We start from the raw sequence: 13,524 nt of genomic DNA, 5'->3' as shown, positions 1-13,524 counted from the left end.
GGGTGCCCGTTTTGTCGCTATACCGAGGGGGCCACTCGGACGAGGCTGTTGATGATGCGATCCATGGCGTCGCCGTCCCGGGGGTCGGTCAGGTTGGCCAGGAGTTTGAGGACGAACTTCATGAGCAGCGGCTGCGGCAGGCCGTACTTCGTGGCCATCCGCATGATCTGCGGGTTGCCGATCAACTTCACGAAGACCCCGCCGATCCGGTAGTAACCACCGAAGCGCTGCTTGAGCTCCGCCGGGTAGGCGTGCAGCGCACGCTCCCGCTCGGGCCCCTCGGGCCGGGCCAGCGCCTGCACCGCCACCTCGGCGGCCAGCTCGCCGGACTCCATCGCGTACGCGATGCCCTCGCCGTTCATCGGGTTGACCATGCCACCGGAGTCGCCGACCAGCAGCACACCACGGGTGTAGTGCGGCACCCGGTTGAAGCCCATCGGCAGCGCGGCCCCCAGCGTCGGGCCCTCCGCGTTCGCCTCGTCGTTCAGGCCCCAGTCGTCCGGCGTGCCGGCCAGCCAGTCGGTCAGCAGGTTGCGGTAGTTGGTCTTGCCGAACGCGTCGGACGAGTTCAGGATGCCGAGGCCGACGTTCACCCGGCCGTCGCCCAGGGCGAAGATCCAGCCGTAACCCGGAAGGAGACGCTCCGGGTCCTGCGCGCTGCGCAGCTCCAGCCAGGACTCCATGTACGGGTCCTCGGCGCGGACCGTCGAGCGGTAGTAGCGCCGGACCGCCACGCCGAGTGGACGGTCGTCGCGTTTGGCCAGGCCGAGGGCGAGCGGGAACTTGCCGGACACGCCGTCGGCGGCGATCACCAGGGGCGCGCGGAACTCGACCGGCTCACGGTCCGGCCCCTTGGCCTGCACGCCGATCACCCGGTCGTCGGCGTCGAGGACCGGGCCGGTCACGGTGATCCCGGTGCGCAGCAGGGCACCGGCCTCGACCGCGCGGCGGGCCAGCATGTCGTCGAAGTCCATCCTGGTGCGGACCAGGCCGTAGTTGGGGAAGCTGGCCAGATCGGGCCAGTCCAGCTCGAGGCGGACGCCGCCACCGATCACGCGCAGACCACGGTTGTGCAGCCAGCCGGCCTTCTCGGAGGTGTCGACACCCATCCGGATGAGCTGGCGCACCGCGCGGGGCGTGAGGCCGTCACCGCACACCTTCTCGCGCGGGAACTCGGTCTTCTCGAGAAGCAGAACGCGCACGCCGTGCCGGGCGAGGTGGTAGGCCGCGGCCGAGCCGCCGGGGCCCGCTCCGACCACGATCACATCCGCCTCGTCGGCGATGATCGAAACTCCGCCGTGGTCGCTCACGGTCCAACCTCCCACTCGCGCGAGGCTCGTGAATTAGTTCACAAGCATGCCTCGATCGGAGTGTAGGCCGACAATCGACGATCTTTGCGTTCAGGTTCCCCTAAATGTTTCTCCGTCACTAAGATGGCTGGTCACAGCCGCGCAAAACCCTCTCCGCCACGCCGAGTGCGGGCCCTTCCAGGTGGTCCCGGATGGTGCCCCCCATCGCCCGATCGAGTGCCACGATCAGCTCCTCGACGAGGTCCTGGGCCAGCGTCGGATCCTGCGCCGCGACCATCCGCAGGCGGGTGGTGAGCTCGGTCGCGTGGCGCTCACCCTCGTCGTCGTCGATCGCGATGTCGATGTCGGCGTCGAACCCGGTGTCGGAGATCTGCCCGATTTTCGTCATGACATCGAGCTAACAACAGGTTCGACACCGCGTACGCCGAATGCCGGATTTATACCCTAGTGGCCCGATGCAGCGCGACGATTCCCCCGGTCAGGTTGCGCCAGCCGACCCGGTCCCACGGCCCGGAATCCATGATCTTCGAGGACAGGCCCTGCTGGTCCGGCCAGGCCCGGATGGATTCCGCCAGGTAGACGTACGCATCCGGATTGCTGGAGACGCTGCGCGCGACGGCCGGCAGCGAACGCATCAGGTATTGCAGATAGACGGTCCGGAACGGCGTGTTCGTCGGGTGGCTGAACTCGCAGACCACCAGACGGCCACCCGGCCGGGTGACGCGGCCGAGCTCACGCAACGCAGCCGTCGTGTCCACGACATTACGCAGAGCGAAGGAGATCGTCACCGCGTCGAAGGTCGCGTCGGCGAACGGCAGACGCAGAGCGTCACCGGCCAGGAGCGGCACCTCGGGGCGGGTGTGCCGGCCCGCCTGCAGCATCCCGACCGACAGGTCGGCGCCGACCGCGAACGCCCCGGAACGGCCCAGCTCCTCGGTGGAGACGCCGGTGCCCGCGCCGACGTCCAGAACCCGCTCCCCCGGCCGCAGGCCGAGCGCGGCACGGGTGGCCCGGCGCCAGCCGCGGTCCTGACCGAAGGAGAGAACGGTGTTGGTGAGGTCGTAGCGCTTCGCCACGCCGTCGAACATCTCGGCGACCTCGTGCGGCTGCTTGTCCAGATCTGCGCGTGTCACGCCCGCAAGAATGCCAGGCCCGGATAACAGAACGGGCGGGATGGTCGCCCATCCCGCCCGTTCCTTGTGCGTTATATATACGACCGCCATCGGTCGGGTCCGACTGCCCGTCACCGACGCGATTAGCGGCTGGCGACGCATGAGAGTGTTTCCACTTCCTTACGCAGGCAACGTAACCAGCGCCAACGGCTCGGTACAGCCAACAGACCGGCTCGTTACGAAGGAGCAACCCACCCTCAACAATCCGTTGACCCGAACCTGGCCGAACGGTCGACCAACACCCCCCAACCGGGGGTCTAGGACGCCTCGACCAGAGGTAGCCGGGTCCGCCCCGCGCCGCCGCCGGGGAGCGCGATGGACGAGAAGTGCGAGACGACCCGGTCGTCCGTCGGGTCGTCCGCCGCGGTGTGGTGGACGGCCAGGTGGCGGTACCACGTGTCACGCCAGGCGGGGATCCGGTCCGCGGTGCGGATCATCGAGATCAGCTCCTGCAGGTTCGACCGGTGCCGGGCGCCGGCCGAGGAGATCACGTTCTCCTCCAGCATGATCGAGCCCAGGTCGTCGACGCCCATGTGCAGCGCGAGCTGACCGATGTCCTTGCCGGTGGTCAGCCAGGACGCCTGCAGGTGCGCGACGTTGTCGAAGAACAGCCGGGAGACCGCGATGAACCGGAGGTACTCCATCGTGGTCGCCTGGGTGCGGCCCTTCAGGTGGTTGTTCTCCGGCTGGTACGTCCACGGGATGAAGGCCCGGAAACCACCGACGTCGTGCGACTGCTCCACGGCGTCGTCCCGGTAACCGTTCGCCACCGCGAGGTCCTGCACATCACGGATCATGCGGATGTGCTCGATACGCTCCGCGTTCGTCTCACCCGTACCCATCATCATCGTCGCGGTCGACGAGAGGCCGTTGCGGTGCGCGATCGCCATCACCTCGAGCCACCGCTCGCCGCTCTCCTTGAGCGGGGCGATGGCCTTGCGCGGGCGCTCGGGGAGCATCTCGGCGCCGGCGCCGGCGATCGAGTCCAGCCCGGCCGCCTTGATCCGGATCACCGCCTCCTCGATGGAGACCTGGGACACCTTCGCCATGTGCAGGATCTCGCTGGGCCCGATCGAGTGGATCGCCAGCTGCGGGTAGGCCTGCTTGACCGAGGAGAACAGCTCCTCGTAGTACTCCACCCCGAACTCCGGGTGGTGCCCGCCCTGCAGCATCACCTGGGTCGCGTTCAGCTCGACCGCCTCGCCGGCCCGGCGCAGGATCTCCTCGGTCGGGTGAACCCAGCCCTCTTTGTGCTTGGGCGCCCGGAAGAAGGCACAGAACTTGCACGCCGTGACGCAGACGTTGGTGTAGTTGATGTTCCGGTCGATCAGGTACGTGACGATGCCGTCCGGATGACGTCGTCGGCGGACCGCGTCGGCTGCCTCGCCCAGCGCGTGGAACGGTGCCTGCGTGTAGAGCAGCAGCGCCTCCTCGGCGGTGATCCGTCCGCCGTCGGCGCCGCGCTGCAGGATGCTGTCGATCTCCGGGTTCGCGGTCACCACCGAAGCGTACGTCCACCCCCACGGACACGTCAGCGGCGAGCGTCACCGGTCACACGTGGACACGCGGTTAGTGTCGACGCGAATTCACGAGGGGGTGCGCGTGTTCGTCGTCAACGGCGGCTGGGTGCCGGGCGCGGGACGTCCGGGCCGGCTGGTTCTCTGGGCCGAGGACTCCTCGCAACCACCGACCACTTCCTCCCGGGCCAGAACCCGGCCGCACCCGTTCGCGGCGGAGGCGACCGCGCTGGTGGGCGCGCTGGGTGCGGCCGCCGCCGGCTTCACGGCAGGATCCTCGGTGGTACGGGTACCCGGCACGTCCCGTGGCCCCCAGCCGTCGCCGGAGACCGGAATCGAACAGGCCACCCGGTCGATCAAGCTGACCGACTGGACCGTGCCGTCGCTGTCGCTGGCCGGACCCGCCGCCATGGACGCCCTCACCCGGCTCGCCGACCCCGAACCGGACGGCCCGTGGACCGCCGGCGCCTCGCTGCGCTATTTGACCCTGCTCGCCGGATACGCGTACGACCTGGCCCGCCGCGGCCGGATGCTCCCCCAGCTGGTCGTCGAGGACCGGATCCCGGCCGGGCGGTGGCGTCCGGTGCTCACCGGCGCGGACGCGGTGACCTTCCGGGACTTCGCGACCGGCATGCCGCCGGTGACCCGGGCGGTGGACTCCGCCGAGGGCCACCCGGCCGGACGGACCACCCGCGACGCCCTGGACGCGCTGCTCGACGGTGCGGCCCGGAGTCTCCTGCCGGAACGGCTGCTGGCCGGTCCCCGCCCCGGGCCGAAAGGCCGGCTCAACGACCGCTGGGTGTCCGCGCTGACCGCCGAGGACCCGGCCCTGCCCGGCGCGTCCGAGCCCGAGGTCCGCGAGCTGCGCCAGGCCCTGGACGGCTGGATGCGCTCGGCGAACGAGGCCAACGGCCCGATCCGGGTCAGTTTCCGGCTGATCGAGCCGGAGCCGGGCGAGGACGACTGGCTCCTCGAGTTCGCCCTGCAGTCCGCCGACGACCCGAGTCTCTACCTGCCCGCCGCCGACCTCTGGGCCGGCGAGGGCTTCCCCGGCCTGCCCCGGCGCGCCGACGAGGTTCTGCTGGCCGGTCTGGGCCGCGCCAACCGGCTGTTCCCGGTGCTGCACACCGCCCTGCTGGAACAGCGCCCCGACGGGATGACGCTGACGACCGGCGAGGCGTACGACTTCTTGCGGCAGGTCGCGCCGCTGCTGCAGGCCGCCGGTTTCGGGGTGCAACTGCCGTCCTGGGCCGGGCGCAAGGGTGTCGGGCTGAAGCTCACCACCCGGACCAAGACGAAGACCTCGTCGTCGCGGGCGGCCGCCGAATCCGGTTTCGGCCTGCAGCAGCTCGTCGAGTTCCGGCTCGACCTGGTGATCGGCGACGGCGTGGTGAACGCCGAGGAACTGGCCGAACTGGCCCGGCTCAAGGTGCCACTGGTCCGGGTCCGGGGCCAGTGGGTGGAGTTGGACGACCGTCAGCTCAAGGCGGCGCTGAAAGCGGTCAGCCGGCGCCGCGAGGGCGAACTGACCGCCGCCGAGGTGCTGCAACAGGTCGTCGACGGCGGTGACGAGGACCTGCCGCTCGTCGAGGTGGACGCGGACGGCGCGCTCGGTGATCTGATCTCCGGGCAGGCCGCGGAGCGGCTCACCCCGATGCCCACCCCCGACGGATTCCAGGGCGTGCTCCGGCCGTACCAGGAGAGGGGTCTGTCCTGGCTCTCCTTCCTGAGCAGGCTGGGACTGGGCGGGATCCTCGCCGACGACATGGGCCTGGGCAAGACCGCGCAGACACTGTCGCTGCTGCTCACCGAGCGCGCCGGGGGACGCCGGACGCTGCTGGTCTGCCCGATGTCGCTGGTCAGCAACTGGCAGAAGGAGGCCGCCCGGTTCGCGCCGGAACTGCGCGTCTACGTGCATCACGGCGGCACCCGGCTGCGCGGGAGTGAGTTCGACGCTGCGGTGGCCGAGGCCGACCTGGTGCTGACCACCTACGGCACGGCGCTGCGTGACCTCGCCGCGCTCCGGACGGTCACCTGGAGCCGGCTGGTCTGCGACGAGGCGCAGGCGATCAAGAACAGCGGCACCCGGCAGTCCCAGGCGGTCCGCGCCATCCCGGCCGGCACGCGTCTGGCCCTGACCGGCACTCCGGTGGAGAACCACCTGGCCGAACTCTGGTCCATCATGGATTTCTGCAATCCCGGGCTGCTCGGTCCGGCGAAGCGGTTCCGGCGGCGGTTCCAGGAGCCGATCGAGGTCAACCAGGATGCCGACGCGACCGCGGCGCTCAAGCGGGCGACCGGTCCGTTCGTGCTGCGCCGTCTCAAGACCGACAAGAGCATCATCTCGGACCTGCCGGAGAAGAACGAGATGAAGGTGTGGTGCTCGCTCACCCCCGAGCAGGCCACCCTCTATCAGGCCGTGGTCGAGGACATGATGGCCGAGATCGAGAGCACCGAGGGCATCCAGCGGCGCGGCACCGTGCTGGCCGCGATGATGAAGCTCAAACAGGCCTGCAACCACCCGGCACACCTGCTCAAGGACGGTTCCCGGCTGCCCGGGCGGTCCGGCAAGCTGGCCCGGCTGGAGGAGCTGGCCGACGAGATCATCGACGACGGGGACAAGGCGCTGATCTTCACCCAGTACGCCGAGTGGGGCTCGCTGCTGCAGCCCTACCTCGCCGCGCACACCGACCGGCCGGTGCTCTGGCTGCACGGCGGCCTGAGCAAGGACCGCCGCGACGCCCTGGTCGAACGCTTCCAGAACGACGACGAACCGATGCTGTTCCTGCTCTCGCTCAAGGCGGCCGGCACCGGCCTCAACCTGACCGCGGCCAACCACGTGGTGCACTTCGACCGCTGGTGGAACCCGGCGGTCGAGGACCAGGCGACCGACCGGGCGTTCCGGATCGGGCAGTCCCGCAACGTGCAGGTCCGCAAATTCATCTGCACCGGCACGCTGGAGGAGAAGATCGACCAGATGATCGAGCGGAAGAAGGCGCTCGCCTCGTCGGTGGTCGGCACCGGCGAGGACTGGATCACCGACCTGAACACCGACCAACTGCGCGAACTGTTCTCCCTCGACCCGGCGGCGGTGCGCTGATGGCCTTCCACGAATACGGGCGCCCGATCGAGGTGGACGGCGGTCTCGCGGTCCGTTCCAAGCGCGGCAAGATCGGCGAGCAGTGGTGGTCACGGCGGTTCGTCGACGTGCTCGAGGAGATCTGCGACCCGGGACGGCTGAGCCGCGGACGGGCGTACGCCCGCAAGGGCCAGGTGATGGACTTCGCGCTGCGGCCGGGCGAGGTGACCGCCCGGGTGCAGGGGTCGCGCCCCCAGCCGTACCGGGTGACGATCCGGGTCACCGCGTACGACGACGGGCAGTGGGACGAGCTGACCGAGGCGCTGGCAGCCCGGGCGTTGTACCGCGCGGCGCTGCTGGCCGGCGAGATGCCCCGGGAGATCGTCGAACTCTGCGCCGACCTTGGCCTGCCGCTGTTCCCCGCACGGCTGGACATCGACTGTTCCTGCCCGGACTGGGGCGTGCCGTGCAAACACGGGTCGGCCGCGTTGTACGTGCTGGCCGAGGCGTTCGACGACGACCCGTTCCTGGTGTTGGCCTGGCGCGGGCGCGACCGTGCGGAACTGCTCGACATCCTGCGCGGCACCGCCGAGCCGGACGAGACACCGGATCCGCTGGCCGTCGAGGAGCAGCCGCTGGACGCCCGGCTGGCCGACTTCTACGCCCCCGGGATCAGCCTGGGCCGGCTGCGGGAACGCCCGGCCCGCGGATCGACGCCGCCGGAACTGCTGCTGCGGGCACTGGAGCCGCCGCCGATCCGGGTCCGGCACATCCCGCTGGTCGACGCGTTGCGGTCGGCCTATCGCGAACTCGGTGGGCCGCGTCCATCGTGAACCGATCGTGGGCGAGTCCACGATGGACGCGGCGGTGAGTGAGCGTACCCGAAGATTCCTCCGGAGAGTGCCCCTCATATCGCATCGAGTGATATTCGGATTCGGCGGCGGATGCCCGGCCGGCCCGGCATAGGGTCGGCACATGAGTGAGATGAGCTACCGCCGCCTGGGCGACTCCGGCCTGGTGGTGTCGGTGGTCGGGATCGGCTGCAACAACTTCGGCCGCAAACTCGACGAGGACGGCACCCGGGAGGTGGTCGACGCCGCATTCGACGCCGGCATCACACTGTTCGACACCGCCGACATCTACGGCACCCCGCACGGCAGCTCCGAAGCACTGCTCGGTCACGCCCTGAAGGGCCGCCGGGACGAGGTCGTGCTGGCCACCAAGTTCGGCATGGACATGGAGGGCCTGAACGGGCGGGACTTCGGCGCCCGCGGCTCCCGGAGGTACATCGTGCGGGCGGTCGAGGCGTCGCTGCGCCGCCTGGAGACCGATCACATCGACCTCTACCAGATGCACGAGCCCGACCCGGCCACCCCGATCGAGGAGACGCTCGCCGCCCTCGACGACCTGGTCCGCTCCGGCAAGGTGCGGTACCTCGGCAACTCGAACTTCTCCGGCTGGCAGATCGCCGACGCCGACTGGACCGCCCGCACCGGCAGCCTCACCCGTTTCGTCAGCGCGCAGAACCAGTACAGCCTGCTGCAGCGCGGGGCGGAGACCGAGGTGGTGCCGGCCTGCGAGCAGTTCGGCCTGGGCCTGGTGCCGTTCTCCCCGCTCGACTCCGGGCTGCTCACCGGAAAGTACCGCCGGGGCGAACGCCCGGCGGCCGGTACCCGGCTCTCGCTGGACCGCTACCAGCGCTGGCTCGACGGCGCCGACTGGGACACCATCGAGGCGCTCACCGCGTTCGGCCGGGACCGCGGGCACAGCCTGCTCGACGTGGCGATCGCCGGGCTGGCCGCCCGCCCGGCGGTGACCAGCGTGATCGCCGGGGCGACCACAGCCGAGCAGGTCCAGGCCAACGCAGCGGCCGGTTCGTGGCAGCTCACCGTGGCCGACCTGGCCGCACTCGATCAGATCCTGAGCTGAGCTGTGCTGGCTTTACCTCGCTTCGCTCGGCGGGGATCACGCCCGGGAGCTGATCTTGGGACGCCGAAGAGCGTGGCGTCCCAAGATCAGCGGACGTGATCCCTGCACAGAGAGTGCCCGGCAGCAGAGCTGCCGGGCACTCTCTGTGTTCGTTTGTTATTCGGCCACTGTGACGAATTTGCGGCGGCGTGCCATCCGGTACGCGAGGAAGCCCGCCACCAGCAGCAGCGCGCCACCGCCGGCGACCGCGCCGGCGTTCGCACCGGTGACCGGGAGGCCACCGCCGCCGCTGCCGCCCGCGTTCAGCTTCACGGTCAGCGCGGCCTTGTCGTTGCCGTGCTTCGAGTCCTGCGGACCACCGTTGACCTTGACGAAGCCCGCGGTGGTGCCCTCCTCGTTCAGGTCGCCCTCGAAGGTGAACAGCACCTTCTTGTCCGGGGTGAGCGAATCCAGGACCAGGCAGACGAAGTCCCGCGCCTCGATCACGCCGGTCGTCAGGTCCACGTCCACGTCGATGTTCTCCGGTGACGTACCCGGCAGGCACCGCTCGTCGACAGCCGTCAGGTCCACCCCGTCCGGCACCGTGACCCGCACGTACTGCAGCATGTCCATGGACAGTGGCAGGGTCGCGGTCGGCCCGTTGTTGACCACGCCCACCTTGACCTTCCGGCTCTCGCCCGGCGCGCCCGCGAAGACGCCGCCGATCGCCGCGCTGTCCGCCGACGACTTCGGCACCGACACCGCGAAGAAGGCCGTGTTGTCGTCCGGGTTCAGGTCCTCGACGTCGGCCGGAAGATCGTCCAGGTCATCGAAGGACGAGGCGGCCGCCTCCAGCTTCAGCTCCGCACCGGCCGCGTTCGCGGTGTCCTTCGCGAAGTCGAAGACGAACTCGTCGGTGAGACCGACCGCGGCGACGTACACCGGGTACTCGAACGGTCCCGGGGTGTCCTTGCCGACCGCGACCCTCAGCGGCGTCGCCGACGGCAGGGTGAAGACGCCGCCCGCCTCCAGCGGCTCGTTGACGACACAGACGTACGCGCCGAACTCCTCGTCCCGCATGCAGTTGCGGTACTTGAGGACCGGTTCCACACCCTCCACCGAGTAGACGACCAGGCCGAGGGCCTTGACCGGCTTGTCACCGGTGTTGCGGACGATCACCGGAACGTCGGCGGTCCTACCGCGTCCGAGGGTGATGTCCTTGATCGCGTCGACCTCGATGTCCACGCCGCCCTTGGCGGTCCGCACGACACCCATCTCGACCTCGTCGGTCAGGTTGCCACCGACCGAGACCGCGATCGGCAACGCGGCCACCGGAGCGCCCTCGGCGCCGGACGGCTTCAGCGTGAAGCTGAGGGTGCGGCGGCCGTTCACCTTCAGGTTGTCGATCGTGCAGGAGGTGGCCGAGCAGCCCTCCGGCGGCGTGAACCCGAGGTCCGCGTCCACCGGTTTGCCCGCGGCGCCGAACGTCACGACGACGTTCTTCGCGGCCACCGAGCTGACGTTGTACACCTCGACCTTGACGGTCTTGGACTGCCCGTTGATCACGGTGACCGTTTCCGGCGTGAGCAGGGCGGCGTAGGGAAGTTCCAGCTCGGACGGTTCCTCTGCCTGCGCGGGCAGGGTCAGGCCGGTGACGGCCAGACCGGATGCCACGACAGGCAGAGCGAGACGGCTGAACAGAGCGCGCAGTCGCATGATCCCCGTTTTTCGGACGATACGGTCGCGTATTGACGACCGGTAAGTCCGAGGATATTAAGCTCTCTCACAGGAAGAGATCAACCTGCGGTTTTACACATCGGCAAATGCGGGACCATCAGCGGACAGAGCCGGCACCTCGCCGCGAAGCGCCGCACGATGGGCGAACTCCCGGACCCCGGCGACCTGCCGCTCCCCGAGCGAGAAGTCGAGCACCCGGAAATAGTTCGCCAGCGTCGCCGCGTCGAACGGCTCCCAGCGGGCCGCCGCCTCGGCGACCTCGTCCAGCTCGCCGAGACACAACTCCTTCGACCGCTGGAACGCCTCGTGCACGTCCTTGACCCGGCCCGGATGCGCAGCCGCGAAGTCCTTACGGACCGCCCACACCGCGAACACCATCGGCAGGCCGGTCCACTCCTTCCACGCCTCCGCCAGGTCGATCACCTGCAACCCCTGCTCGGGGGCCTCGTACATGGCCCGCAGAGCCGGGTCGCCGATCAGCACACCGGCGTCCGCCTCCAGCAGCATCGCGGTCAGATCCGGCGGGCACCGGAAATACTCCGGCTCGACCCCGTACCGCTCGGCCAGCAGCAGCTGCGCCAGCAGCACCCCGGTCCGCGACGTGGAACCGAGCGCCACCGGGCGCCCGTCCAGCTCCTCCGGCGGCCGCGTCGACACCAGGTTGACCGACAGCACCGGACCGTCACTGCCCACCGCCAGATCCGGCAGCAGCAACAACTCGTCGGCATGCCGCAGATATTCGACGAGCGTGATCGGCCCGATGTCCAGATCCCCGGCGACCAAGGCCGCACTGAGCCGGTCCGGCGTGTCCTTGTGCAGGTCGACGTCGAGCAGAGCGCCCGAGCGCATCAAACCCCAGTAGATCGGAAGACAGTTGAGAAACTGGATGTGCCCGACCCGCGGCCGACGAACGCTGTCGCTCATCCCCCGACGCTATCCCCGCCTCGATCAGGAGCGCGCGTGGGGAGCGTTGGGGGGTGGTGAATGTCGCACCAGGGGCAGGCAGGCTGCGGCCGCGACGAGGCCCGCGAGGCCGGCTGCGGCGACCAGCAGGCGGGGGTCGAAGGCCTCGACCAGGGGGCCCGCCGCGAACAGGCCGGCCATGCCCGCCGTCTGGATCGTCGCGCTGAAGACCGAGAAGGCCCGGCCGTGGGCGGCGGACGGCACCCGGGCCGCGATCAGCATCGAGCAGCAGACGTTGACGATGCCGTTGCCGAAGCCGCCGAGCACCCACAACGGGATCAGCCAGCCCGCGCTGCCGACCGCCGAACCGGCGACGACAGCCACGCAGCAGAGCGCGAGCATGGCGAGCACCATCCGGCCGGTGAACCGGTGCGGCGCGAAACGGCCCACGGCCAGGCTGCCGGCCACCATGCCGACCGTCCAGGAGGCGGCGACGAACCCGTAGACGATGCTCGACGCGCCGAGCGTCTCGCGGATGAAGAACACGTCGAACACGTTGATCGCGCCCACCCCGGCGACGACGGCCGCGACGGCGACGGTGATCGCGGTGAGCACCCGATCGTCCCAGAGGCGGAAGGCGACGACACCACCGGTCGCCGCCCGCTCCGGACGGCTCCGCCGGGTGCGCAGCAGCAGACCGATGGCGATCAGTGCGAGGTAGCTGGCCGCGTCGATCAGCAGCGGCACCCGCGGACCGGTCAGGCCGACCAGGATCCCGGCCAGCGCCGGGGCGATCAGCATGCCGATCTGCCCGGACGTCTGGATGATGCCGCTGGCCCGGGCCAGGTCGTCCGGGGTGACCATGCGCGGCACCAGCGCCTGCAGCGTCGGCTGGGTGACGGTCAGCCCGCAGGCCAGCAGCGCCACCAGCACGATGATCAGGACCGGGTGGGTGGTGAAGGCCAGGACCAGGCTCACCGCGGCCTGGGCGAGACCCATCAGGATCAGCAGGGTACGGCTGTCCGCCCGGTCCACCAGCCGTCCGGCCAGCGGCGCGAGCACGGCCAGCGGAAGGCCGGCCGCGAGCATCAGGCCGGAGACGGCCAGGCCGCCGTGCCCGGACTCCTGCAGCACGAGGGCGAGGGTGGTCGCCGCCAGGAAGTCGCCGCAGACCGTGATCGCCCGGCCGCCCGCAACCAGGTAGACGTCCGGCCAGCGGGAGGTCTGCGGGGTTTCCGTGCACGCGGGATCCGCAGATGTGAAGGACATGCTTCGAAAATAATCCTTCACATCTGCGGAACGCAAGGCCCGGCTACACCTTGGGGACCGCCGCGAAGTACGCGAAGACCGCCCGCGCCCCCTCCGGCGCCTCGGCCTGCCGTTCGCGTACCCGATAGGGCTCGAGCACCGCCCGCACCTGCTCGGTGATCTCCTGAAGCTCCTCGGCAGTGAGCAGCAGCTGATGGGCCTGGATGCCGGCGGCGTCCCGCCACTCCTTCGGCTCCTCCGACTGCTGCTCCACGTAGGCGGTGATCCGCGCGTTGTTCCGCGACAGGTTGAGGTCGATCAGCGCCCGCTCCGCCGCGACCGACTCCGGCTGATCGGTGTCGCCGGCGATGTACAGACTGTTGCCGACACCGCGCCACAGCCGCTCGCGCCCGTCCCCGCGCCCCGGCGCGTGCTCGACCAGCCCATACTTGGCCAGCTCACGAAGGTGGTAGCTGGCCGCACTCGGCGACAGCCCGACAAGCTCGGCACACTCGGTCGCGGACATCGTCGCCCCCGAGGCGATCAGGTGATCGACGATCTCGACCCGGACGGGGTGCGCGAGGGCTCGCATGGTCCGCGCATCGGTGACCCAGACATTCGACCGCCCACTCCCCTGCTCAGCCATGCCC

The 13,524-nt window shown here is 69.9% G+C and carries 11 protein-coding genes; 3 read left to right on the top strand and 8 right to left on the bottom strand.

Annotation, left to right across the window (positions count from 1 at the left end):
• Positions 1 to 17 precede the first annotated feature (17 nt).
• The 4 genes from QSK32_RS30660 to mqnC form a co-directional block, all read right to left on the bottom strand.
• A complete protein-coding gene (locus tag QSK32_RS30660) occupies positions 18 to 1,310 on the bottom strand; it encodes a geranylgeranyl reductase family protein (RefSeq protein WP_045740642.1) in 1,293 nt (430 codons plus the stop codon).
• 118 nt (positions 1,311 to 1,428) lie between these two features.
• Positions 1,429 to 1,698 carry a hypothetical protein gene (locus QSK32_RS30655; RefSeq protein WP_045740485.1) on the bottom strand — a complete coding sequence of 90 codons (270 nt, stop codon included), beginning with the start codon at positions 1,696 to 1,698 and terminating at the stop codon, positions 1,429 to 1,431.
• A gap of 49 nt (positions 1,699 to 1,747) precedes the next feature.
• Positions 1,748 to 2,443, bottom strand: a complete 696-nt coding sequence (locus QSK32_RS30650; protein WP_045740484.1) for a demethylmenaquinone methyltransferase — start codon at positions 2,441 to 2,443, stop codon at positions 1,748 to 1,750.
• A gap of 296 nt (positions 2,444 to 2,739) precedes the next feature.
• A complete protein-coding gene (gene mqnC / locus QSK32_RS30645) occupies positions 2,740 to 3,981 on the bottom strand; it encodes a cyclic dehypoxanthinyl futalosine synthase (RefSeq protein WP_045740641.1) in 1,242 nt (413 codons plus the stop codon).
• A gap of 103 nt (positions 3,982 to 4,084) precedes the next feature.
• Here mqnC and QSK32_RS30640 point away from each other — a divergent pair, with 103 nt between their 5' ends.
• From QSK32_RS30640 to QSK32_RS30630, 3 genes are all read left to right on the top strand, one after another.
• Entirely contained in the window at positions 4,085 to 7,099 is a 3,015-nt protein-coding gene (locus QSK32_RS30640) for a DEAD/DEAH box helicase (RefSeq protein WP_285473863.1), read from the top strand.
• Entirely contained in the window at positions 7,099 to 7,911 is an 813-nt protein-coding gene (locus tag QSK32_RS30635; protein WP_285473862.1) for an SWIM zinc finger family protein, read from the top strand. The genes QSK32_RS30640 and QSK32_RS30635 overlap by 1 nt, the downstream gene beginning before the upstream one ends.
• 142 nt (positions 7,912 to 8,053) lie before the next feature.
• The gene (locus QSK32_RS30630; RefSeq protein WP_285473861.1) at positions 8,054 to 9,007 is read left to right on the top strand and encodes an aldo/keto reductase; all 954 of its coding nucleotides are present in this window, start codon (positions 8,054 to 8,056) and stop codon (positions 9,005 to 9,007) included.
• Positions 9,008 to 9,163: 156 nt separating this feature from the next.
• Here the strand turns inward: QSK32_RS30630 and QSK32_RS30625 are convergent, their stop codons facing one another.
• From QSK32_RS30625 to QSK32_RS30610, 4 genes are all read right to left on the bottom strand, one after another.
• The gene (locus QSK32_RS30625) at positions 9,164 to 10,702 is read right to left on the bottom strand and encodes a COG1361 family protein (protein WP_157410782.1); all 1,539 of its coding nucleotides are present in this window, start codon (positions 10,700 to 10,702) and stop codon (positions 9,164 to 9,166) included.
• Positions 10,703 to 10,795: 93 nt separating this feature from the next.
• A complete protein-coding gene (locus QSK32_RS30620; RefSeq protein WP_285473860.1) occupies positions 10,796 to 11,647 on the bottom strand; it encodes a menaquinone biosynthetic enzyme MqnA/MqnD family protein in 852 nt (283 codons plus the stop codon).
• A gap of 24 nt (positions 11,648 to 11,671) precedes the next feature.
• Positions 11,672 to 12,895: an MFS transporter gene (locus QSK32_RS30615; RefSeq protein ID WP_285473859.1), complete on the bottom strand. Its 1,224-nt coding sequence runs from the start codon at positions 12,893 to 12,895 to the stop codon at positions 11,672 to 11,674.
• A gap of 43 nt (positions 12,896 to 12,938) precedes the next feature.
• Positions 12,939 to 13,520 (bottom strand): ArsR/SmtB family transcription factor, encoded by a 582-nt coding sequence (locus QSK32_RS30610; RefSeq protein ID WP_045740479.1) that lies wholly within the window; start codon positions 13,518 to 13,520, stop codon positions 12,939 to 12,941.
• Between the last annotated feature and the right edge of the window lie 4 nt (positions 13,521 to 13,524).

Origin of the sequence: Actinoplanes sp. NBRC 101535 (assembly GCF_030269225.1) — a bacterium.
GTDB lineage: Bacteria > Actinomycetota > Actinomycetes > Mycobacteriales > Micromonosporaceae > Actinoplanes > Actinoplanes rectilineatus.
The sequence above is the reverse complement of the archived record's forward strand: the minus strand, read 5'-3'. Positions and strand labels throughout refer to the sequence as shown.